The 21,813-nt window shown below is 40.4% G+C and carries 20 protein-coding genes and 1 other RNA gene; 18 read left to right on the top strand and 3 right to left on the bottom strand.

Annotated elements, in window-relative coordinates:
- Window positions 1-82 precede the first annotated feature (82 nt).
- From MHB45_RS13490 to MHB45_RS13470, 5 genes are all read left to right on the top strand, one after another.
- Window positions 83-1,942: a XylR N-terminal domain-containing protein gene (locus tag MHB45_RS13490; RefSeq protein ID WP_202315751.1), complete on the top strand. Its 1,860-nt coding sequence runs from the start codon at window positions 83-85 to the stop codon at window positions 1,940-1,942.
- A gap of 237 nt (window positions 1,943-2,179) precedes the next feature.
- On the top strand, window positions 2,180-3,472 hold the full coding sequence (gene asnS / locus MHB45_RS13485) for an asparagine--tRNA ligase (RefSeq protein WP_249594732.1): 1,293 nt from the start codon (window positions 2,180-2,182) through the stop codon (window positions 3,470-3,472).
- A gap of 114 nt (window positions 3,473-3,586) precedes the next feature.
- The gene (locus MHB45_RS13480) at window positions 3,587-4,282 is read left to right on the top strand and encodes a DnaD domain-containing protein (RefSeq protein ID WP_048688355.1); all 696 of its coding nucleotides are present in this window, start codon (window positions 3,587-3,589) and stop codon (window positions 4,280-4,282) included.
- A gap of 22 nt (window positions 4,283-4,304) precedes the next feature.
- The gene (gene nth, locus MHB45_RS13475; protein ID WP_063593994.1) at window positions 4,305-4,961 is read left to right on the top strand and encodes an endonuclease III; all 657 of its coding nucleotides are present in this window, start codon (window positions 4,305-4,307) and stop codon (window positions 4,959-4,961) included.
- The gene (locus MHB45_RS13470) at window positions 4,958-5,497 is read left to right on the top strand and encodes a YpoC family protein (protein WP_249594731.1); all 540 of its coding nucleotides are present in this window, start codon (window positions 4,958-4,960) and stop codon (window positions 5,495-5,497) included. Before nth ends, MHB45_RS13470 begins: the two co-directional genes overlap by 4 nt.
- A gap of 43 nt (window positions 5,498-5,540) precedes the next feature.
- Here the strand turns inward: MHB45_RS13470 and MHB45_RS13465 are convergent, their stop codons facing one another.
- Both MHB45_RS13465 and recU read right to left on the bottom strand, forming a co-directional pair.
- On the bottom strand, window positions 5,541-8,300 hold the full coding sequence (locus tag MHB45_RS13465; RefSeq protein ID WP_340907928.1) for a PBP1A family penicillin-binding protein: 2,760 nt from the start codon (window positions 8,298-8,300) through the stop codon (window positions 5,541-5,543).
- 26 nt (window positions 8,301-8,326) lie between these two features.
- Window positions 8,327-8,938 (bottom strand): Holliday junction resolvase RecU, encoded by a 612-nt coding sequence (gene recU, locus MHB45_RS13460; RefSeq protein ID WP_072273947.1) that lies wholly within the window; start codon window positions 8,936-8,938, stop codon window positions 8,327-8,329.
- A 143-nt stretch (window positions 8,939-9,081) separates the two neighbouring features.
- Here recU and MHB45_RS13455 point away from each other — a divergent pair, with 143 nt between their 5' ends.
- The 4 genes from MHB45_RS13455 to MHB45_RS13440 all read left to right on the top strand — a co-directional run bounded on the left by MHB45_RS13455 (window position 9,082) and on the right by MHB45_RS13440 (window position 11,795).
- Window positions 9,082-10,029 carry a DUF2515 family protein gene (locus MHB45_RS13455; protein WP_048688366.1) on the top strand — a complete coding sequence of 316 codons (948 nt, stop codon included), beginning with the start codon at window positions 9,082-9,084 and terminating at the stop codon, window positions 10,027-10,029.
- A gap of 355 nt (window positions 10,030-10,384) precedes the next feature.
- On the top strand, window positions 10,385-10,660 hold the full coding sequence (locus MHB45_RS13450; protein ID WP_048688368.1) for a hypothetical protein: 276 nt from the start codon (window positions 10,385-10,387) through the stop codon (window positions 10,658-10,660).
- Between the two features lie 69 nt (window positions 10,661-10,729).
- The gene (locus MHB45_RS13445; RefSeq protein WP_048688372.1) at window positions 10,730-11,098 is read left to right on the top strand and encodes a YppE family protein; all 369 of its coding nucleotides are present in this window, start codon (window positions 10,730-10,732) and stop codon (window positions 11,096-11,098) included.
- Between the two features lie 76 nt (window positions 11,099-11,174).
- Window positions 11,175-11,795, top strand: coding sequence for a YppG family protein (locus MHB45_RS13440; protein ID WP_072273948.1), 621 nt, complete (start codon window positions 11,175-11,177; stop codon window positions 11,793-11,795).
- A gap of 70 nt (window positions 11,796-11,865) precedes the next feature.
- On the opposite strand, the gene MHB45_RS13435 is transcribed toward MHB45_RS13440, so the two are convergent.
- The gene (locus MHB45_RS13435) at window positions 11,866-12,318 is read right to left on the bottom strand and encodes an Hsp20/alpha crystallin family protein (protein ID WP_202315744.1); all 453 of its coding nucleotides are present in this window, start codon (window positions 12,316-12,318) and stop codon (window positions 11,866-11,868) included.
- A gap of 141 nt (window positions 12,319-12,459) precedes the next feature.
- Between MHB45_RS13435 and MHB45_RS13430 the strand changes: the two genes are divergently transcribed.
- The 9 genes from MHB45_RS13430 (at window position 12,460) to MHB45_RS13390 (ending at window position 21,651) form a co-directional block, all read left to right on the top strand.
- Window positions 12,460-13,221: an alpha/beta fold hydrolase gene (locus tag MHB45_RS13430; protein ID WP_340907927.1), complete on the top strand. Its 762-nt coding sequence runs from the start codon at window positions 12,460-12,462 to the stop codon at window positions 13,219-13,221.
- 122 nt (window positions 13,222-13,343) lie between these two features.
- Window positions 13,344-15,620: a DEAD/DEAH box helicase gene (locus MHB45_RS13425; protein WP_340907926.1), complete on the top strand. Its 2,277-nt coding sequence runs from the start codon at window positions 13,344-13,346 to the stop codon at window positions 15,618-15,620.
- A gap of 36 nt (window positions 15,621-15,656) precedes the next feature.
- Window positions 15,657-16,913 carry a ribonuclease H-like domain-containing protein gene (locus MHB45_RS13420; RefSeq protein WP_340907925.1) on the top strand — a complete coding sequence of 419 codons (1,257 nt, stop codon included), beginning with the start codon at window positions 15,657-15,659 and terminating at the stop codon, window positions 16,911-16,913.
- A gap of 530 nt (window positions 16,914-17,443) precedes the next feature.
- Window positions 17,444-17,887, top strand: a complete 444-nt coding sequence (locus MHB45_RS13415) for a CotD family spore coat protein (RefSeq protein WP_340907924.1) — start codon at window positions 17,444-17,446, stop codon at window positions 17,885-17,887.
- A gap of 66 nt (window positions 17,888-17,953) precedes the next feature.
- Window positions 17,954-18,505, top strand: a complete 552-nt coding sequence (locus MHB45_RS13410; RefSeq protein WP_053535550.1) for a DUF1273 domain-containing protein — start codon at window positions 17,954-17,956, stop codon at window positions 18,503-18,505.
- 198 nt (window positions 18,506-18,703) lie between these two features.
- Complete coding sequence (gene gpsB / locus MHB45_RS13405; protein ID WP_034307876.1) at window positions 18,704-19,015, top strand: cell division regulator GpsB; 312 nt, start codon at window positions 18,704-18,706, stop codon at window positions 19,013-19,015.
- Window positions 19,016-19,095: 80 nt separating this feature from the next.
- Window positions 19,096-19,485, top strand: an RNA gene (gene rnpB, locus MHB45_RS13400) — RNase P RNA component class B.
- A 623-nt stretch (window positions 19,486-20,108) separates the two neighbouring features.
- Entirely contained in the window at window positions 20,109-21,257 is a 1,149-nt protein-coding gene (locus MHB45_RS13395) for a THUMP domain-containing class I SAM-dependent RNA methyltransferase (protein ID WP_053535549.1), read from the top strand.
- A 193-nt stretch (window positions 21,258-21,450) separates the two neighbouring features.
- Complete coding sequence (locus MHB45_RS13390) at window positions 21,451-21,651, top strand: cold-shock protein (protein WP_034307871.1); 201 nt, start codon at window positions 21,451-21,453, stop codon at window positions 21,649-21,651.
- The last annotated feature ends 162 nt before the right edge of the window (window positions 21,652-21,813 follow it).

Raw genomic sequence — 21,813 nt, 5'->3', positions numbered from 1 at the left:
GATATGAATGCGTTTACATTTATCTTGATAGGTAAGGTGTGGAAAAAGTATAATATTATGTAAAAGGAAAGCCGGGGGAATCATGACGAATCTTTTGAATCTTAAGAATGATGATGGCGAAATTCATTTAAATGATGAGAGGATGATCCTGACCTCCTCTTCAATTTTCGGTACCTTAAGGAAGGACCTGATCGAGAATATTGGATTTGAAAGAATGAAGTCTTTTTTAATACGATATGGCTGGAATATCGGCGTCAATGATGCAAAAAAGGCACTAAAAGGGAATTTGTCAACGGTTAAGGAGATACTGGGGCAAGGCCCCATATTACATATGCTGCAAGGTTATACAAAAGTCAATACGACGAAACTGGAATTATCGATGGATGGTCAAGAGGATGTACACTCTGTAAAGGTGGAAGGGGTTTGGGTCAATTCCTATGAGGCAGAGGAACATATCACCCAGACTGGAATCGCGGAAAAGCCAGTCTGTTATACATTGACGGGGTATGCAAGTGGATTTTATTCAACGGTCTGCGGTCATGAAGTGATTTTTAAGGAAAGCGCCTGTAAGGGAGCAGGGCATTCAGCGTGTAGATACGAAGGTAAATCGATACATTTATGGGGCATGGAGATTCAGGATGAATTGAAATATTATAAAACCAAACCGATTGTCCAAGAGCTTGCCGTCACATATGAAAAGCTGCTGGAGGAGCGCAATAGTTTGTCAAAAGTGATGGATATTCATGATTCGCTGACAGAAGAGCTAATTAACGGAAGAAGCCTTCAATCGATAGTGAGGATGGTTTATCAGAAAACAAAAATACCTTTGTTGATGGAGAATTTCAATAATAATCAAGTTTATCATGCTGGTTTTCACAAAGGGAAGGCAGAGGATGTCAGGAATAAGCTTAAACTAATGAGTGGAAATGGTCTTGTCACTATGGAGACCGGAAGAATCGTAAAAGATGGGATGGAACTGCTTTATACGCCCATTACATTACAAAATAAAACTTACGGCTATTGTGCCTTTGTGCAATCTGATCGAGCTGAAGGTAAAACGAACCGGGAAATCAATCGAATGATTCTTGAGAGGGTGTCCATGACTGGTTCCTTATTCCTCTTAAATGAGAAAAGCAGTTTTGAAGCGCTTGAAAGAGTAAAAGGTTTATTCCTTGAACAAATATTAAATGGAGAGTTTGCTTCTAAGGAAGAAATAATCAAAAAAAGCATGTATCTAGACGCTTCATTGGATCATCCTTTCACAATTGCGGTGCTGGGCTATCGTTTTTCCTCCGATCAGGGGACAGAGAATGACTATTTCATTCAGCAGAAAATCATCGAAGAGATTTATAGTTTCTTTAAAAAGCGGAATCAAGTCGTCTTAACAGCATTAAGGGATGGCCATATCGTATTGCTTATACCGTTGAGTCCAGGAAATGAATTCCCATTACGAATCAAGGAATGCATCGATCAGTTATATACTGTTTTCAGCGGATATAACTTTAAAGTGGGACTTGGTACAATAAGTGATGAATTGGAACGGGCACACGAGGTTTTTCAGGAAGCTTTAACCGCTTTGAATATGAATGAAGGAACTCGGGATATTATCAAATTTGAAGAAGTCGATCTGCTATCCATTTTAATGCATACTGGGAGTACTCCGGCGGTACTGAAAAAAGCTGAGAAAATGCTGGGTCCTTTATTGATGGAAGATGACCCCAAAATGAATGAATTATTGAAAACGCTTTATGTCTTTCTCCAATGCGGTGGAAATCTTGAATGCAGTATGAAAGAATTGAACATTTCAATGAGTGGTTTACGCTATCGGATCAAAAGACTTGAAGAGCTGCTTTCCTGCCAAATAAGAAATCCTAAAAGTGCTTTCCAATTATTTGCATCATTTGAAACACTGTTAAAGGCGAAAATGATTACCATTCGTTAATTTGTTTAGGAAATGGAAAAGTCGATCGATAACATATACCGAGATGATTTTACTGTAATAAGAGCATGGGCTTTCGTGAATGGTAAACTACCATGCAATCTACAAAACATAATAAGAATGATATAAAAGGCATGGAACCTCCGCTTCAATTGATTTATTTGCTTGTAAGCAGGGCTATGGGTATAATAAGTAGAGTAAATTCATTAGTAAGTTAAGTTATTTTTGGAGGTAAATTCCGTGAAAATTACAATAAAAGATGCTAGCAAATTCGTCGATCAAGAAGTAACCATTGGAGGCTGGCTTGCCAGCAAACGTTCCAGTGGGAAAATTGCTTTCCTTCAAATACGTGATGGCTCTGGTTTCATTCAAGGGGTGGTCGTGAAAGCTGAAGTGGGTGAAGAGATTTTCGCTCGTGCGAAATCGGTTTCGCAAGAGTCATCCTTGTATGTAACAGGTGTCATTCAAAAGGATGAACGCTCGCCGTTCGGTTTTGAATTACAGGTGAAAGATATTGAAATCATTCATGAATCATTGGATTATCCCATTACACCTAAAGCGCATGGTCCTGAATTTTTAATGGATAACCGCCATTTGTGGCTGCGTTCGAAACGGCAGCATGCAGTCATGAAAATCCGGAATGAAATAATCCGTGCTACATATGAATTCTTTAATGAAGAAGGCTTCGTTAAAGTGGATCCCCCAATTTTAACGGGAAGCGCACCAGAGGGAACGAGTGAATTGTTCGCGACTAAATACTTTGATGAGGATGCTTACCTTTCACAAAGTGGTCAACTCTATATGGAAGCGGCTGCCATGGCTCTTGGGAAGGTATTTTCCTTCGGTCCAACCTTCAGGGCAGAAAAATCCAAAACAAGACGACACTTAATCGAGTTCTGGATGATTGAACCAGAAATGGCTTTCATCGAATTTAAAGAAAACCTGGAGGTCCAGGAGAAATTCGTTTCTTCCATCATCCAATCCGTATTGAAAAACTGTCAGCTTGAGTTGAATACACTGGGCCGTGATACATCGAAGCTTGAACAAATCCAAGCTCCTTTCCCGCGCATTACATATGATGAAGCCATTAAGTTCCTTCATGAACAAGGATTTGATGATATTCAATGGGGTGATGATTTTGGAGCTCCGCATGAAACTGCGATAGCGGAAAGTTATGATAAGCCCGTTTTCATAACTCATTACCCAACCAAAATCAAACCTTTCTATATGCAGCCAGATCCTGACAGGGAAGAAGTCGTTCTTTGTGCCGATTTGATCGCTCCGGAAGGATATGGAGAAATAATTGGCGGTTCAGAACGGATTCATGATCAGGAATTGCTTGAACAGAGAATCAATGAGCATGGCTTGAGCGAAGATGCTTACAAATGGTATATGGAATTAAGAAAATATGGCTCTGTGCCGCATTCAGGCTTCGGTTTGGGATTGGAACGCACAGTAGCATGGATCAGTGGAGTCGAGCATGTACGTGAAACCATCCCGTTCCCACGTCTATTAAATCGATTATATCCTTGATTCCGTAATGAAGCGGTTATCTTGCCTATTGGCAGATAACCGTTTTTTGTTAAAATTATAAACTTATTCGATGAGCCGTATTCATGTTATACTAAACCAGAGGTGTCCAAAAACATGAATAAAGAACATTTATATGCGTGGTTTAAGGAAGGAACGATAACGATTCCATCCTTTTTGTTGACTAACTATAGTACAATGGGACTGAATGAACAAGAAATGGTCCTATTATTACAATTGCAAAGCTTCATCGATAAAGGTAATCATTTCCCTGCACCCTCCCAACTTTCTGACCGAATGACATTGCAGGAAACGGAATGTCTATTCATGATCCAGCGTTTGGTCCAAAGGGGATTTGTTGAAATGGTGGTTGAGGGGAGCCAAGAAATCGGACAGGAAAAATATTCGTTGTCTCCACTGTATGAAAAAATGATGGACTGTTTCTTGAAAACTTTGAAACAGGCAGAGTCTGCAGAAATCCAAAAAGCGGGGGAGAGCCTTTATACGATTTTTGAACAGGAGTTCGGCCGCCCTTTATCTCCCTTTGAATGTGAGACATTGGCAATGTGGATGGAGGATGACCATCAACCTGAAATCATTAAGTCAGCTCTGAGGGAGTCTGTCATTTCCGGAAAATTGAATTTCCGATACATTGATCGCATTTTATTCGAGTGGAAAAAGAATGGAATTAAAACCTTGGAACAGGCAAGGGAGCAAGGACAAAAATTTAGAGTTCATCAAAAGAGGGACCGAAAGACGGAAACTGCACAACCATTGAAAGATGTGCCTTTCTATAACTGGCTCGAGCAGTAATGTAAATTGAAGGAGAACCAATATGTTGAATAAAGCTCAAATTCGATATTGTCTGGATACGATGGGTGAAATGTTTCCCGATGCCCATTGTGAGCTGAATCACTCCAATCCATTTGAATTGGTGGTTGCTGTTGCCCTGTCAGCTCAGTGTACGGATGTATTAGTCAATAAAGTGACGAAGGATTTATTTCAGAAATATAAAACGCCTGAGGATTACATAAGCGTTCCGATTGAAGAGTTGGAAAATGACATTCGCTCAATCGGTTTGTTTCGTAACAAGGCCAAGAATATACAAAAGCTGTCGCGCATGCTGATCGAAGAATACGGTAAGGAAGTTCCGAGAGATCGTGATGAGCTTGTTAAATTACCTGGCGTTGGCAGAAAGACGGCGAATGTTGTCGTTTCCGTTGCTTTTGATGTGCCGGCGATCGCTGTGGATACCCATGTAGAGCGTGTTTCCAAGCGCCTGGGATTATGCCGTTGGAAGGATAGTGTCCTCGACGTTGAGAAAACGCTGATGGCTAAGATACCAAAGGATGAGTGGTCCGTTACACATCACCGCCTGATATTCTTTGGACGCTATCATTGCAAGGCCCAGTCACCAAGATGTGAAACCTGCCCGCTTCTCGAATTATGCCGTGAAGGAAAGAAAAGAATGAAAAGGAAAGAAGCCAATTGACGCAGTCCATATCATTAAAAGTCCCAGAAGAATTGGTCCATCATTTGTTTTTTCCTGAAAAGGAAACCATCTTGGAAAAAGAACGATATGCAGGTTGGAGTGAAACGATTCCAGTCGAGGCTTTCCCGTATGAGTTACTTTATTATAATCATGTAGAAGCGTATGCTCCTTGGACGAAAGGGGCAATGCATGTAAAGGAACTGCTGGAGAGATGGAAGGGAATTGATTCGGAATGCAGTTTGCTATTTTCGGAGCGAAAAGCGGGACAGACCTTGGGACTCATGAAGCAGGGGATCGTTTTATTTTTAACCGCAGTCTTTTGGATGCATGGGCAGCCAGTGGCATTGAATGATATCCGGTTCCAAATACAATCCTTTAACAATATTCCGGTGAACATGGATGAAAGGCTTTCTTTCATCCTTGCTAAACCCGCTTTTTTTCATTCTTATAGACAGCTCAGTGAGTTGTTCCGAGAATTTGAAAAACAATATGTAAAGTTCATGATCAAAAATAAGAACAGCCAAAAAAACGTCTAAGCCAAAAGCTTAGACGTTTTTTTAGGTCAATCTTCATATATACTTATTCGGTATCTTGGTTTGGATCTGGGTCCGGATTAGGATCGGGATCAGGGGTCTCGACTGGTTTTTCCTCTTCTACCGTTCCAGGGTCAGTGGTATCATCCCCGCCTTCGACGTCCTCACCATTATTGCCATTTCCGTCATCCGTGTTATTGCCATTTCCATTACCATTATTATCATTGTTGCCATTGCCATTATTGTCGTTATTGCCATTATTACCATTATTGCCGTTATTACCATTATTGTCGTTATTATCGTTATTGCCGTTTTCGCCATTGTTATTTTTGTCTTCGTCTTGTTTATCTTCTTCGCCTTCAGCAGGAGTTTCTTGTTCCGTATCCTCACCTTCGGCCGGATCTTCAATTTCCTCGTCCTCAGTATCCTCAGGGACTTCCGCTTCAGCAGGTATTTTGACAGATGTACTCGCAGGATCACTTTGTTGGTTATCCACGAGAGCTACCACTGAGAAAGTATATTTACTTCCAGGGGTTGGATTAGGAATCGTTAAACTAGTATCCTTCGATTTTTTCAATACGCTCTGTGCACCGCCGTCAACGGACATCTTAACCTCGAATTGGGCATTACCTTTAGGATATGACCATGATAAATTGATTTCATTGCTTTCCTGGTTGTAAGAAGCGTTAATGCCAGGAGAGTCGATTTTTTCATATTCTGTCGTCACTTGTGTAGGCTCGTGACCTTTAACATAATATTCATAAGTGATTTTACTGCTTGGTGTATATTCATTGGCTTTAACAGCTGGATTCGAACCTTTGATGACTCCAACCTTCACAACACTGTCAGGTTGATCAAAGTCTTTCGTTTCTTTTGATTGGGCCATATGTTCCATTAAATTCTTAAAGATGTATTTAGGGATTCTTTGAGATGATTCACCCAGATATTCCATTTTCTCACCAGAAGCATTATCATAACCAGCCCAAACTGCGACTGTATAATTGGTTGTATAACCTGCCATCCAGCTATCTTTTACACCCGAAGATGGGATGTTGCTCTTTGCACGCTGTTCAGGCGTGAAATTGGTTGATCCGGTTTTACCGGCTACCGGGAGGCTAGGAATATTGGCTAACCTTCCTGTTCCATAAGCTTCTTTCATGACGCTTTTCAACATGTCCGTCACGATGAAAGCTGTCGAATCTTTCATGACCGGTTTTGATTCCGTCTTGTTTTTGATGGTTGTTTTATCACGTAAAACAATCTTTTTCACACTATGCGGTTCATTATAAATACCATTGTTTCCGAATGAACTGTATGCACCGGCAAGTTCAAGCGTAGAAACATCCTTACCGCCGCCCAATGCTGCAGCTTCGGTAATTTCCTTGTCGAAAGGAATCCCAAGATCAGTGGCAAAATCACGTGCCCGGTCCAAGCCGACAGCTTGAAGCGTTTTTAAGGCAGGAATATTTAATGACCGTGCCAGTGCCTCCCGAGTCGTTACAGTGCCATAATGTCTCCCGGAAGCATTTTTAAGCGGTGTTCCGTTACTGTATGTGTATTCCTCATCCTTGATTTGGTGGTAGGTGGACCAATTTAAATATTCCACGGCAGGACCGTAATCCAGAATCGGCTTAATCGTCGAACCAGGTGATCGCTTGGCATCCGTTGCATAATTCCAGCCGCGTTTAACCGTCGTGTTCCTGCCGCCGCCCACTGCTTTAATTTCACCAGTTTCTGTATCAAGTAACGTGACTCCGGCTTGGAGATCTTTACTTGGATAATTGATGATTTCATCACTGTTCAACATGTTATAAACATATTCTTGGGCATCTTTATCAATGGTCGTCTGGATTTCCAAACCATCGGTAAATACGTTATAGTCACCCATATCTCCGACTTCCTCAATTACCAAATCGATGAATGCATCGTATGCGGTCGTATCGATTTGGCTCTTATCGATTTCTTGAAGACCTTCTGTTATATCGATGCTTTGTGCATTTTTCATTTCCGTTTCAGTGATATATCCATGTTTGTTCATTAAGTGCAGGACAATATCACGGCGTTCTTTCGCACGTTCAGGGTATTTATACGGGTCATACCTGCTCGGGCTTTGCGGTAATCCTACAAGCATGGCCGCTTCGTTCAATTTCAATTCGTTAAGATCTTTTCCATAATAAGTTTGCGATGCAGTTAAGATACCGTTGGCACGGTTTGCAAAGAAAATCTTATTCACATACATTTCGAAAATTTCTTCTTTTGTATATTTTCTTTCAAGCTGTATGGATAGCCACATTTCCTGGACTTTCCTTTTAATGGTCTTATCAGGCGTTAAATAAGAACGCTTGATGACCTGCTGGGTCAATGTACTTGCACCCTCTGAGCCGAATCCGTTTTTGACGTTGGCTATGACGGCACTGCCCAGACGTAAGAAATCAACCCCGTGATGCTCATAAAAGCGGGAATCTTCCGTTGCCAGGAAAGCTTCTTCGACAAGATCGGGTATGTCTTCATAATTTACATAATCCCGGTTTTCCTTTCCGATTTCAGCAAGTAATTTACCATTTTCATCGAGAATCTTGGATGTGACAGGATCTTTCAAAAGCTTTTCGTCAAGTTCTGGAGCGTCGCTTATAAAGTAAGCCATTGCAGCTCCTCCGGCAACCAGGCCTATTATTCCGATTGTAACAAGTATAAGGAAAATCCGCTTAAGCATATTGGTTGGCTTTTGAGGACTTTTATTCTGTCCCTTTTTTTGTGTCTGCCCCTGCTTTCGGCGTTCTTCTCTAGTATTATATTTTTCAGCCATTACAGCTAACCTGCCTTTCTAAAAAACTAAAAATTTTCTGAGATGAGCGAATCTACTACTTTAATATAGTCAATTCTCGGTTGAAAGCCAAGAGTAATCTTTCGTGAACTGCTTTCAACCTCTTGAAGAGTTATAGATTTGCGTCCGCCGTCTTTCATTCTCTTCCAATAAAAACTCAGTTGTTCGGAACTCATTAAATATATATCATCCATTGCGGAAAACCGGATGATGACAAACGCAATTCCGTCATGCTGAACGATATGCTTCATATGTTCAATTTGATGGTCATGAAAATTCTTCAGAGGGAACGAACTGCTGTTTTTCGTTTCCTTTGCCTCAAAATCAATGTACTTTCCTTTATAAACACCATTATAATCGGTGGTCGATGCTTGTTTGAAATAAGCTTCTTTAATGACTGCAGCACTTCTTTTCGGATAGTGGACATCGACAATTTGAATGGGTGTCGGTTTTTTATGGATGACGGCAATGCCGTGTGCTAAATAATACTGATTGGTTTCGTTCAAATCGTCTTCCAATGTTTTTCCCCGGTTGCTGTAACTGTTTTTTTTTAGTGGGCTTTTCTTTTCTTCCATAGCCTGCGGTACAAATCTTCGTCCGTTGGGATAATGAAATGCCACTTTTACCCCTCCTTTTTTTCACTTATCTATATTAGCAAAAAAAGAATCCAATATGTGAATAAAAAGAATTGTTTCTTAGAACGATAGGATTTATGTACAACTATATGTCACAATTCATCGCTATAGAAAGGCTGGACACATAGATGCGAATGTTAAAGACGGAAAAGCAATTGCTCCATTCCATAAAAGCCCAAACCGCTAAAGGGAATAGGGATAATATATCAAGAACGAAAGCATATGAACAATTTTTCAGAATCCATCCAGAAATACAATGGTCATTTTTAGCCGGGATGGTTTCCAGGAATGCAGGCTGGAATATGTGTGATCTTGAAGGGATTTGGTTTTCCAATTTACTTGGCCTTAAATACAGGCGTCAATTATTCCTAACGTATGAAGAAGCCAACTGGAGAATATTCCAAGATGCATATCCGCAATTACTTCTCTATCATTATTCGACGAAATATGGACGTCCATTGTTTCACTTATGTCAGTATTTTTTTATTACCAAATTCATGAAGAACGAATGGTATTCCTTTTGGAAACATGGAAATCGTGAAAAATTAGTCAATGCGCTTATCATAAATGAACAAAACATCATTGAAGAACCGGTTATTAAAAAGCAATCCTTCGTTTTTCATTCTCTGCTATTTTTCCTGCAGGACTGGATGCATTTTAGCACCGTTCTATTTCCTACTTGCAATGGAGAACTGTATGGCTCGTCCGTTTCGCATTTTAGAAATATCGATAAAAGGATTGAATTGGGGAAAAGGTTGGCTGGGCTTTTATTTTCTGAAGATTTATTTCCACTATTTTATGAATTCTCCTGCAGGACTGAACCAACGGGTGCCAGATATGATTATGAACAATATCGAAAAAAGCCTAGGTACCATGAAACCCCGATGCTGAGAGGAGTATATCCATTGATTCATCATCAAGCAGGGGAGACAGAGCAATGGGATATGAAAAAAAAGGTTAAAAAAAAATGGTTCATTGAACCCAAATGGGAAGAAGACCCGCATTTGACGGAATGGTATGATCATAAACAAAAACAGCTGCACACGGCAGCAATAATCAAAAATTGGATTTTATAATAGGAAACAGGGAAGGCGTCGATAAAGCCTTCCCTGTTTATCGTTCAGTATTTATTACTTACGTAGAGGGGCGGTTTTCTCCACTAAGTTTCGGGTTTCCCGTTCCTGCCTTTTTAGTGGGCGGCTTTTGTCGTTTTTCGTTTTTCTGCTGTCTGCTTTCATTCGACTGCATAAAATCACCTCCTGTCTGTATTCTTGTTTAAAACTTCATTCTTCATTCTGCCATTGTTGTCGAAGGGCATAATAAATTAAGTGAATTGCACTTTCTTTGCCGATTCGCTTCTAGTTTTGTCAGTCATGAAGGGCTTTCAGATAAAAAAAAGAATAGTACAGGTAAAGAATGGGAGGGATCAGCATGGTCAATAAAAGTGTCGCAACAGAAGAGATATTAAGGATGATAGCTGAGATCAGTACCAGCCTGGATCGTTTGGAAATTTCATATGGGGAAACTGTAAATACAGTGCGGTGTAAACTATGGGCGGAACAATATACATTAGTTAATGAAGCCCAGGAAGCCATTGAGAAAGCCGAGGATTATTGGGTGAATGCTGAAGGTGTGAACCACTCCTTTTCCATTGTTCCGGAAAAAACAATTATAAAACACAAGGTTTTCACTGAATTGCACGTATAATCCGCAGGAATTTCATTTTATGAAGAACTGGATTATACTAAGGGAAACAAACGTACGGAGGAATATATTGTGCAAAAAGAAAAACTGCAGCTATTAACAGAACAATTGATTAAATATACGGACCAGGCAGATGATATTTATGAGGGTGTACGCCTGGAAGGAAAGGAAAAGGATTTCTTTTCGGAAGTAAAGCCGTTTGCAGATCAGGTCATGACCGTATGCATCGAATGGGAAACCGGAATGAAGGAGTGGATGAAAGAAACCGAATTTAGGCATCTTTTCCCCGAGCAAATCGAACAAACCGCCCATAACCTTTCTGATGTGGCCGTTCAGGCATTTTTTCCTAAAACAAGTTATAAGCGATTTAAAAGCCATGTCCAGTCGATCGAATTCATCCTTAATAATGTAAAAACGGAAATCGATCGGATTTTATCATAAAAACACCTACACTTTATTCCTTCTTTTTTCATATATTATCAGAACCATGTAATGAAAAAGAGGAGGGCTCATTGACATGATGAGATCCGGTTATAACCAAATCTCCCCAAATCAAGGACAGTTTCCTCAATCAATGCCGGAAAATTGGGGAGGATACCAACAGCCAATGCCGTATCCTCCGCCAAATGATCATAATCTTGAACAACCATTTATGTATCCATATCATCACCAGGATACAGGGGGCTATGTGACGCCATATCATGATCCTTATCAGCAGGCAGCATATCACCCATTTCAACCAATCCCGCAGCAGGCGATGCCTGTGGGAGCTTATCCGGGCAACAGTGTTATGCAGCCAATGGTACAAATGCAGCCAATGGCACAAATGCAGCCAATGACACAAATGCAGCCAATCCAGTCCAATCTTCACCCGCAAGCTTTTAGTCCGTTCGCAAATCCGTTACAGCCAGCTAAAAGACCTCCGCAAAGTCAGCAGCAGGCTCATAATCCATATCCAAAGCAGCAGTTCATGCAAAAACCCCAGCCATCGGGTTTCAAATCGGTCATGAATCAATTTAAAACACAAGATGGCTCCATGGATATAACGAAGATGATGAATACAGCTGGACAAATGATGAATACAGTTTCCCAAGTATCTTCAATGGTCAAAGGAGTAGGGGGCTTCTTCAAAGCATAGATGGTGAATAAAAGAAAAAAGCAGACTTACAAGTGACCAGCCACTTTTTTAAGTCTGCTTTTATTCATGCCTAATGGATTTCAATCCGATTCCCCCTGATTTTGGGTAGGTGAAGCGTGAGGATTCCATCGCGATGTCGAGCGGTCACATTTGCTTCATCAATCGGTTTTGGAAAGGAAATGGTTCTTGAAAAAGTACCGGCTGAAACTTCCTTTTGGAACAAGCCTTGATTTTTATGCTTACTATCCACATGCTTTGCAGATATGGTTACAGCATGGGCCAGTACATCAATCGATATTTGGCTGCGTGGAATTCCGGGCAAGGTGGCAGTAAGGGTATATTCTGAATGCGTTTCGTGAATATCAACCGGAAAGCTCCGTTCTTTCGCAGAACCGAAGAAATCGTCAAGAGATTTCAGCATGCCTTTAGGGGGCCTTTCGGAAAACAGCCGATCCATTTTGTTAATGAAATGGGAAAAGGGTTCTATTCGATTCCGATTATTATTTTTTTCAGAAGAGGTCATCACGGTGCTCCTTTCTAAAAAATTCCTTTGCCTATAAGCTATGTGAGGAATGAAGAAATGTGAATGGACTGTTGGGTTTCAGATTCAGGTACATAGGGAATAACGGTACTGAATGATTAATAAAGGAAATGAGGGATTAATATGAGAGATAGCAAGCTTTCCTACATAGATACCGGGAAAGGAAAGGAAACTTTGTTGTTTATCCATGGATTTTGCGGAAGCCATGAATATTGGAGTGACATCATTGCTGGATTAAAGGAAGAATACCGGGTTATTGCCGTTGATTTACGGGGACATGGTGCAAGTGAGGAAATAGGAGAATCTTTCTCGATTGAAGATATGGCTGCTGATATTGCGTCATTATTGGAAGAACTGGAAATCGGACAGGTATATATGTTCGGTCATTCGCTTGGGGGATATATCACCTTGGCATTCGCAGAAAGGTTTCCTGGGAAATTGTCTGGTTTTTCATTGGTACATTCCACCGCTTTCCCGGATGATGAGACTGGAAAGGCGGGGCGCTTAAAATCAGTCGAGAAAATCGAAAGTGAGGGAATCCCTGCTTTCATTGACGGACTTATACCAAAGCTTTTCGCTAATTCCGATGATCCCAATATTGACCATACAAAGGAAATCGGATATAAAACAAGTGAAGTTGGTGCGATAGGGTCATTACATGCCATGAGGAACAGAATAGACAGAAATCATGTTCTCAAAGACACGAAGTTGCCTGTCCTTTTGGTTGCAGGTGAACAGGATAAGGTGATTCCCGTTGAAAAAACCTTTTCTGTAAAAGGGAGCCATATCAATGAAGTAATACTTAAGGGTAGCGGCCATATGGGAATGTTGGAAGCTCCAGGCAGACTGATCGAAGAAATCATTCGCTTTGTCGCGAAGAATTAAATGAAAAAAATGACCGGGCTGGAAACGAGATGTGACGTTTCCAGCTTTTTTTTTTGAATAGGAAATAGTTTCCCTTTTGCATAGAACGTTCATTCGGTAGAATAGGAGTATGAGGTGGTTAAATGAAACTGCGAAAAAATTTACTGGAAGTCATCAAGGATCTAAAAACAAATGAAGATTTTAAAGATAATATAGTACATTGGCAAGTCATTGAAGCAAAAGAGGCAAAACATGTTCCTTTTCCCGAAGCAATGAATGAAAAGATCAAGCATGCTCTTGAAATACGGGGGATAAATGGGTTGTATACCCATCAGGCTACTGCATTTGATACTGCTGTCAGCGGCAATAGCCTTGTAGCGGTCACACCTACAGCTTCTGGTAAAACATTATGCTATAATTTGCCGGTCCTTCAAAAAATACTGGAAGATGAAAAAACCAGGGCGCTTTATATTTTTCCGACAAAAGCACTGAGCTATGATCAAAAAAGCGAATTGAATGAAATGATCCATGAAATGGATGCTGAAATAAATAGTTATACATACGACGGGGACACACCTTCAAATATCAGGCAAAAAATCCGCCAGGCCGGACATATCGTGATCACCAATCCTGATATGCTCCATTCAGGAATCCTGCCCCATCATACGAAATGGGTCTCTTTGTTTGAAAACTTGAAGTATGTGGTCATCGATGAACTTCATATTTACCGCGGCGTTTTCGGAAGTCATACAGCCAACGTCATTAGAAGGTTAAAAAGGATTTGCAATTTTTATGGAAGCGATCCTGTATTCATCTGTACTTCCGCTACGATCAATAACCCAAAAGAGTTGGCAGAAGAGCTTACGGAAAAACAAATGGTCCTTATCGATAATAACGGAGCCCCGAGTGGGAAAAAGCATTTTGTGTTTTACAATCCCCCAATAGTCAATAAACCGCTGAACATACGCAGGAGTGCGGTTTTGGAAGTCAGGAAGCTGGCAAATGAATTTTTGAAAAATAAAATTCAAACCATCGTCTTTGCTCGAAGCAGGGTTCGTGTGGAAATTCTATTGACATATTTACAGGAGCTTGTGTCAAAGCAATTGGGGCCAAAATCTATCAGGGGCTATCGCGGAGGATATCTGCCAACACAGCGTAGGGAAATTGAACAAGGCCTCAGGGATGGTTCGATTTATGGAGTGGTATCCACAAATGCACTTGAGTTGGGTGTCGATATCGGCCAGCTTCAGGTTTGCATAATGACTGGTTACCCGGGATCCATATCGAGTGCCTGGCAACAGGCGGGACGGGCAGGAAGAAGACATGGGGAAGCATTGATCATCATGGTTGGAAGTTCCAGTGCCCTTGATCAATATATCGTACAGCATCCTGATTATTTCTTTACCAGAAATCCAGAAACGGCAAGAATCAATCCGGATAATCTTTTGATCCTGGTTGATCATGTTAAATGTGCAGCATATGAGCTGCCATTTAAAAAAGGCGATACCTTTGGGAAAACAGAGATTATGGACGTTCTTGAATTCCTGACAGAAGAAAGGGTCTTACATTTGAATGGGGACAAATGGCATTGGATGAATGATGCCTTTCCCGCAAGCAATATCAGCCTGCGTTCAGCGGCACAGGAAAATGTCGTGATCATCGACCAAACGAATGCACCGGTTAATCGGGTCATCGGGGAAATGGATACGTTCAGTGCAATGACCCTTCTCCACGATGAAGCCATTTATTTGCACCAGGGAATTCAATTTCAGGTGGAAGAACTTGATTGGGATGAAAAGAAAGCTTATGTACGGGAAGTCAATGTGGACTATTATACGGATGCTAACCTTGCTGTCCAGTTGTCTGTATTGGAAGTCGATAAACAGCGAACTTTCGCTTCCACAGCAGCTGCTTTCGGTGATGTCGCAATCCGGGCAATGCCTACGATCTTCAAGAAAATCAAATTCGAAACTCATGAAAATATTGGTTCAGGACCAATCAGTCTTCCGGAGATGGAGCTGCATACGAGTTCGGCCATGCTTTCCATGGATTCTGATATATTCAATTGGGACGAAAATCGAATAGAACAAGGAATGATTGGAGCCTCCCATGCTCTAAATTACATGATTCCGCTATATGTTATGTGCGATCCGCATGATATTCATGTGTATCCGCAGGTTAAGGCAGCGCATAATGAAAAACCGACCATATTCATCTATGATAGTTATCCGGGTGGCATAGGGTTAAGTGATAAAGTATATGAAAACTCTGAAGTCATCCTGATGGAAACAATTTCAATGATCGAGAATTGCACTTGTGAAAGCGGCTGTCCTTCCTGTATCGGAACGGAATCCGCAACGAAAACAGCCAAGAGTGATGCCAAACAATTATTAGGTCAATTTTGTAAGCAAAAACATTAATAGATTAAAGGGATCCGTGAAAAGAGGTGTAATTTCATGTCTTTAAAAAATAAACTGAACCGTATGAAAACCCATATGAACCTAGAGAAACATGCTTCTCCCATAGAAGTAATTGACCAGAAAGAGAATGAAGAAATTCCTTACTTTGAAAAGTGGCTGGAGAACGATACCGTTTCCTTTCATTTCGATGGTGACTATTGTTTCATTAGGGAAGTCCGTTACCCTATAAACCACAAACACGGCTTATATGCATTTTCCGAGCTGAAAAAGGTAGTGAAAGAGTGGAATCAAGCTTCATTGGAGCATCCACTCTCCGCCAAGGGCGTTAAAAGTGAAGATCTGTTTTTCTTCGATACGGAAACGACAGGGCTTGGAGGCGGAGCGGGCAATACCATTTTTTTACTTGGCTATGCGTATTTAGAAGGTGAAGAAGTTGTCGTGAAGCAACATATCCTTCCGCAGCCTGGAAGTGAAATCCCGCTTTATCAAAGCTTTCTGGAAAACATCAATTACGAAACCCTTGTCACATATAATGGTAAATCCTTTGATTGGCCACAGCTAAAAACAAGGCATACTTTGATAAAAGAACATGTACCAAAACTGCCGGAGTTCGGACATTTCGATTTATATCATGCTTCAAGACGCCTTTGGAGAAACAAACTAGAGCGAGTGAAATTATCTGCGGTCGAAACAGATATTCTAGGTGTACAAAGAGAGGATGATATTCCTGGATATTTGGCGCCGATGATTTATTTTGATTTTGTTGAGAGGAAGAATCCGGAAATTCTGTTTGGGATCATGAAGCATAATGAATGGGATATCTTATCACTGATCACATTGTATATTCATTTGTCCCGAAAAATCCTCCAAATCGATGGATATACGGAAGAGTCCATGGAGATTGCACGATGGCTCGATTATTTGGGGAAAAAAGAGGAGTCAGTCGAGACATATCAAAAAATATTGGAAGCGGGAAGTGAGGAAGATCGGATAATGGCTGGTCATGCCTTAGCTTTCCAGAAAAAGAAGCTAAAACAATTTAATGAAGCTTTGGAGATTTGGAAGGAAGTTGCTTTAAAAGGGAATGTGCAAATAAGGATACAGGCACAGATTGAATGTGCAAAATTATACGAACATCAATTTAAGGAAGTCGGTCATGCTCTAAAATGTTCAATAATCGCCCATCAAGAGATGGTAAGAGAAGGGATCACTCTGGGAAAAAAACAATTGGAATTGGAAAAGAGGATTCGGCGGCTCGAGAAGAAAGAAGATTCAAAGGATATTTCTATATAAATAAAGGAATGAGAATGGTCTTTTAGTGCAAAAGGATGAAAATAAAAAATATGTAAACAATTATTGTAGCCCTCAACTATTGTGTGTAAAATGGAAAGAGTTGAGGGTGAAATTCCAAGCGTTCATTTCATACCTTTACATCAAAAAATTAAGGTGAAAGCGGAGCGGAGAAATGTATAAAACGACTTTATTTCTATTTTTTGTTGTCCTTTGTTTAACGATTGTTTTATTTACTTCATTAAAAGACAGTCTCTATTCCTTTTTGTAGGAAATTTCCCTCTAGTTTTGAAGAGATTGCATTCATATAATAGTGTACTTATCGACAGCCATACATCGTTTTATACTTATTCTGTATAATTAGGTCATTTCATCAGTACACGTATCCCCTTTTTTTCATAGTCTGTAATGGTAAGACTAAACTTATCATGATGAAAGGGGACGTATTATAAATGTATTTTCGTAATTGTGGAGGAAATAAACCCCATGTTATGGGAGCATCCAACAATGTAATGGGCGCACACAGCAATGTAATGGGCGCACACAGCAATGTAATGGGCGCACACAGCAATGTAATGGGCGCACACAACAACAATGTAATGGGTGCACACAACAACAATGTAATGGGCGCATCAACAGGTAAAAAACCCAACGTAATGGGAGCGTCTGACGTAATGGGAGCCTATAGTCCAACGGCTGTGTCTCCAGCGCAATATGGTCCAACACAAACATCTCCATCTCAAGTTGCCCCAGCGCAAGTCTCTCCAACACAGCAATATGTCAATACGAATGTATCGAACACAGTGATTCCTGTCGTTCATCCATCACATACTACAAATGTCAATAAACATGTGAACACGTATAAGCATTATTTCCCGCATACTCAATCAGTTGTGAACGAGTGCTATAATCAACATTTGATCTGTGGAAGGCCGCCGCAAAACCCATGCTGTCCGCCTAGGCATTTTGGATACTAAAAAATAAGGGCTTATTAAGCCCTTGTTTTCTTACATAATCATGTTAAAAGGGAGATTGACTATGCAATGAAGGTTTTGTATATGACCGGCTACAAAGCTTTTGAATTCGGGATATTTAAAAATGACCATGAAGCCGTAAAATATATAAAGAAAGCGATGAAACAGCGTCTCCTGCCATTGGTGGAAGATGGGCTGGAATGGGTGATCATCTCAGGTCAGTTGGGTACGGAACTATGGGGTGCCGAAGTGGTTTTCGAATTACAGGAAGAATTTCATCAGCTTAAATTAGGGGTGCTTACTCCTTTCCTGAAACAGGAAGAGTCATGGAATGAAACGAATCAAGAGTTTTACCGATCCATATTGGCCCGTGCCGATTTTGTTGAATCCATTTTCAACAAACCATATGAAGGGCCCGAACAGCTTAAAATCAAAAATAGGTATATGGTCCATAAAAGCGATGCCATGCTCATCATTTTCGAAGCCGAAAAAGAAGGATCAGCCCGATATCCTTATTTCGAAGCGATGAAAAAAGCTGAAACACAGCCATACCCCATCTTTCAGATAAACTTTGATGATTTGCAATCGGCTGCTGAAGAAGCGAGCTGGTCCGAAGAATGAGAGAAAATAATTATGGATTAAAAGTTGTTTCTAAAGCATAATCATATTATTATGAAATTTAGATACAGTTTTAATGGGAATACATACCGTTCACTGAAACAGTAAGATACAAAAAGGTGTTTCGTTGACAAACCCAAGCAGATTTGAAAAAATAATAAAAAGTCGATTGTATTGGCGAAAGTATTGAGGTGAAGTCTTATGCTATCCGATAAGATAAAATTAACGGCTAAAGATATTCTTGAAAAAGATTTTAAAACAGCCATGCGCGGGTATAAACCTGAAGATGTGGATCAATTCCTGGATCTGATCATCAAAGATTATGAAGTGTTCCATCAGGAAATTGAAGATCTTAAACAAGAAAATCTTAAATTGAAAAAACAAGCCGACGAGAGTACAAAACGTCCAAATCAACCTGCTCCAAGTGCCACCCCGGGAACCACTAACTTTGACATCCTTAAACGGTTATCCAACTTGGAAAAGCACGTTTTTGGTAACAAGCTTTTTGATTGAGGTTTTGCATTGTAAAAGTAAATATTATTTTGGTATTGTGTTTTCATGAATAATGGAGTATAATCAATTATGTTATGTTAACGTTTGGGTAATTGCTGCTGCATTTATGCAGTAGAGGAAAGTCCATGCTCGCACGGACTGCGATGTCCGTAGTGTTCGTGCCTGGCGAAAAAATAAGCTTGGGCAGCAATCTTGGATTGCTGACGGCTGGGAAAATGCCTAAGTCCTTTTGGATATGGCATGAATACCTATAAAAGTGCCACAGTGACGTAGCCTTTACAGAAATGTAAAGGGTGGAACGAGGTAAACCCCACGAGCGAGAAACCCAAATTAATGGTAGGGGCGCTTTCTTCCTTGGAAATGAACGAGGAGAAGGACAGGAGCACATGCTTCTGTAGATAGATGATTACCGCCGAAGTACGAGACGCGAGTCGCTTGCAGTACTGAGGAACAAAACATGGCTTACAAAACGTTATCATATTACACCAAAAGCACAACTCTCCTTTTAAAAGGAGAGTTTTTGTTTATGGAGATTGCCCTAATATAAAAAGATTGGGCATTTCCATTTATTTTTCGTTTTCTGAAACTCCGCTGTGTTAAACTTAGAACTTGGCAAGTTTTTCATTCCATTCGAATACTGTCCAGCGGAAAGAAAATAGCTTGAATGAAGTCTTCGGAAACGTTTTTAAAAATAGTGTTGGAATGTTAAGCATTTCCTTGATTCTGGGTATCCTATTATAAAGGTTCCTTAACTCTCATCTGTTAGCCCTAAAAATGAAGGTGGATAATGGATGGGAACCATACATAATTGGTTTGGATGATTTCAATCATATAATTGCAGCGAGTATCTTAAAGTGCCCGTGATAATAGAGTAAAGCTTATATTTCACGGTAATCCATAGATGTTCCCGCTATATGATCATGATGGAAGCTAGGCCAACAATGAAGAATTCTAACGACAAGATAAAAGGCGGTGGACCTTTTAAATAAGGTTTACATGTAAAAAATCAATGCCTGCTTCTAAAATACATAGATGAAGAAATTCGTGAAAAGGTGCCATTGATTTGGATTAATGGAAAGAAGGTGCAGAATTAATGAAACAATTCGATATTATCGCAACATCAGCAATGGGATTGGAATCAATAGTTGCCAAGGAGGTTCGGGATCTTGGTTACGATTGTCAAGTCGAAAATGGTAAAATCACGTATAAAGGGGACCAATCCGCCATTGCCCGCTCTAATTTATGGCTGCGCAGTGCAGATAGGGTGAAAATTAAAGTCGCGGAATTTAAAGCATATTCATTTGATGAGTTGTTTGAAAAAACAAAGGCATTGAATTGGGAAGATTACTTATCGGCCGATGTCGAGTTCCCCGTGAGTGGAAAATCGGTTAAGTCAAAGCTATACAGTGTCCCTGATTGTCAGGCAATTGTCAAAAAGGCAATTGTTGATAGATTGAAAAGTAAATACAAGCAAGTGTCTTGGTTTGCCGAGACTGGTCCTTTGTTTAAAATTGAAGTATCTATTTTAAAAGATGTTGTGACACTTACCATAGACACTTCAGGTGCAGGTTTGCATAAAAGGGGATATCGAACCGGGCAGGGGGAGGCACCTCTTAAAGAAACATTGGCTGCTGCGTTAATCATGCTGACCAATTGGAAAGCGGATAAACCCTTCATAGACCCATTTTGTGGATCTGGAACGATTCCCATCGAGGCGGCCTTAATTGGTCAGAACATAGCACCTGGGTTTAATAGGGAATTCGTATCTGAAACTTGGTCATGGATGGACAGCAAGGTTTGGGATGAAGCACGGATTGAGGCTGAAGATTTAGCCGATTATGATCAGTACTTGGACATAACCGGTTGTGATATTGACCATCGAATGGTCGATATAGCTAAAGCTAATAGTTTTGAAGCCGGTCTTGGTGATCTGATTGAATTCAAACAAATGCAGGTGAGGGATATATCGACCAGGAAAGAGTATGGTGTCATTGTCGGGAACCCGCCTTATGGGGAACGTCTTGGTGAGAAAAAAGCGGTTGAGCAGATGTATAGGGAAATGGGCCAAGCCTTCAAGAAGCTTGATACATGGTCAGTATACATGATTACCTCCAACCCTGACTTCGAACAGCATTACGGTAAGCCTGCAACGAAAAAAAGGAAATTGTTCAACGGTTTCATCCGTGCTGACCTTTATCAATATTGGGGGAAAAGGCCGCCAAGACAGCCTCAAGGTGAATAAGTAGGTAAAATATAACGGAGGATTTTGCTAGTCAGGACGATTTATTCATAATAGGTTCCAGTCTTGCTTATCATTTCCTTTTCTGTTATTCTAATAATGAATTATTTTTGTTCAGATATAAGGAATACCTTAATATTCTTTTGAGCAAGGATAGTAATATAATGTGTGGAGAACACACTAGGAGGCAACAAAAATGGAACAAGGTAAAGTAAAATGGTTTAACGCAGAAAAAGGTTTTGGATTCATCGAACGTGAAGGTGGAGACGATGTATTCGTACATTTCTCAGCTATCCAAGGCGAAGGTTTCAAAACTCTTGAAGAAGGCCAAGACGTTACATTTGATGTAGAACAAGGTCAACGTGGACCACAAGCATCAAACGTAAACAAAGCTTAATTCAACCCTATATTATTTACAGACAGGCTCTCTTTTGGAGCCTGTCTTTTATTTTACGAATGGGGCAACCAGGCAGCATGCATAGAAAAAACATACCTAATACGTTTCATTTTCTAATGGTTGGTAAATATCTTGACTATTAATGTGAAATAAAGGATAATA

The organism is Peribacillus sp. FSL K6-5616, from assembly GCF_038008245.1.
GTDB classification, from domain to species: domain Bacteria; phylum Bacillota; class Bacilli; order Bacillales; family DSM-1321; genus Peribacillus; species Peribacillus frigoritolerans.
The sequence above is the reverse complement of the archived record's forward strand: the minus strand, read 5'-3'. Positions and strand labels throughout refer to the sequence as shown.